Genomic DNA, 1,975 nt, shown 5'->3' on the forward strand with positions numbered 1-1,975 from the left:
CGGTGCCAGGGCTTTCCGTTGTGATTGCCGTTGCGCGGCGGGGGCAGTTGCAGCAAGCCATCGGTCTGCATGCGCAGCATCGCTACGCGGCAGCTCATCTCCTTGAGCCGCCCGTCCTCCCGGCACCAGCCAAGCTCGGCACAAACGAGGCGGGACAACTGGGCTCGCGAGGCGGCCGGGTGGGCCGCGATCAGCTGCCGCATCTGGTCGAGCTCCGCGGTGCTGAACAAGCGCCCGCAATAGCGCGCGGGGGTCGCTTCAGGGGTCACGTAAGGGAACGGTCGCGGCCGTCGGGGGGGTCTCGAAGATCCACTGGGCCAGCGGAGGAATGCGATGCCAGCCGAAGACGCGGTCCTTCAGGTATTGCCAGAAGGGCAGCCCGTTCTTGCGACAGGTCTTCTTGAGGCTGGCGAAGGTGTCGCGGCAGCGGCGGCCGGACGGGCTACGGGTGGAGCCGCTGATCTTGCGCTTCTTGACGTAGTCGCGGATATCCGACTCGCTGAGGTTGTTGTGCAGGGGGAGCTCGGGACGTTGCAGCACGCGCAGCAACTCCGCCCGGTTGCGGCGCATTCGTTTCAGGGCGCGATCGAGGCTGGCATAACCCGTCCGGGTGGCACAAAGCTTCTCGAAGCGGGCTTCGATCGCGGCTGCGGTGAGCGCATCAGGCACTTCTTTATACGCCTTGAGCGCATCGTAGATCGCCCACAGCTCGCTGCGCGTCGAGGCCAGCGCCTGGCGTTGCGCATCGTTGAAGCCGAGCAGTTTGGCCAGCACCCGTTCGGCATGGATCCAGCACAGGGCGTGGATCAGCACATCGAACTGCCCGGCGTCATCGCTGACGATCGCCAGATCGGGGGCGACGCCCTGCTCGACGACGGTACCGAGCAACGCGCCTTCGGTGACCGTGCGGACATGGCGCGGATCAGTGATGCCCTGCTGAGCCAACACCGCCTGCCAGGCGGCTTGACCCGTCCAGGCCGCCGGTGCCAGGGCGGTGAGTGCCTGGAGTTGAGCGCAGGGCAGCTTGTGCTCAGCCATGTAGGCCAGCGCGGCCTGATTCAGGGTGTAGGCATCGTGCCCGGCACGGAGCAATTCCAGGAAATTGATCCGGCTCTTGCTGTCGGTGCTCGCGAACCAGGCGAAGCGCTCGTTGCCGATATGCGTACAGTACCCATTCTTGCCCTGATGGCGCGCTCCCGTATCGTCCACATGAACGTACCGGCTGCGTTGCAGTCCTGCTTCCAGCAACGCGTCTTTCTCGCGATGAAACTCGCTATGGCCGTCGGTGATCAACGCGCTGAGCTGCCCGGCCGAGATGTCGATCTGCCACTCCCGCAGTTGCTCAAGCAAGAGCGGCTGCGTCACATGCGCATGGTGGTACTGGTACAGGATGAAAGCGCGGAGCTGCGGGCCGAAGTGCACCCCGCCGATCTCGGCCGGCAACTGCCCGATCAAGCTCATTCCCTCGGGGGTGACCCAACGCTCCAGCCGATACCGGGTATTGTGCACACCGATCCGGAGCTCCTGCACCACGAAATCCTGGTAGCCCTTGAAGCGACTGTTCTGCGGAATATCCTCCGCAGGCTGCCGCTTGACCGACTCGTGGATCTCAAGCTTTGCCGTCTTGTGGCGCTTGCCACGGCGCTTCGGCAGGCGCGCCTTCTTCGTCTCGCTCCGCTCGCCTTCCAGCGCAGAGGGCTTGATCGCCGGTTTCGGCTTCTGGCCCTTCAGTCGCGCCACCTCATCGCGCAGCGCCTGAATCTGTTCCCGCTGCCAATGACAAAGTTCCAACAGGAGCACGACCGCCGGCGTCATCTCGTCGGCCGGGATATCAGGGATACCGGGAAGTTTCTGAGGGATCTCCGTGCTCATGCCTGCAGATTGAACCACGCTTCGCGCGCTGTGTCCAGCACAACCTGCAAGCAAGAATCCCAGATTCAGCGAACGGTCATGCCCGCGCTTTTTGAGAAGTTAC

General features: G+C 64.1%; 1 protein-coding gene and 1 pseudogene. Both read right to left on the reverse strand.

Features of this window, described 5'->3' with window-relative positions:
- Positions 1-230, reverse strand: a pseudogene (locus tag ACCAA_RS02970) (DUF4338 domain-containing protein); the annotation flags it as partial.
- Positions 231-258: 28 nt separating this feature from the next.
- Positions 259-1,872, reverse strand: coding sequence for an IS66 family transposase (locus ACCAA_RS02975; RefSeq protein WP_245754407.1), 1,614 nt, complete (start codon positions 1,870-1,872; stop codon positions 259-261).
- Positions 1,873-1,975 lie beyond the last annotated feature (103 nt).

Source organism: Candidatus Accumulibacter aalborgensis (assembly GCF_900089955.1).
GTDB lineage: Bacteria > Pseudomonadota > Gammaproteobacteria > Burkholderiales > Rhodocyclaceae > Accumulibacter > Accumulibacter aalborgensis.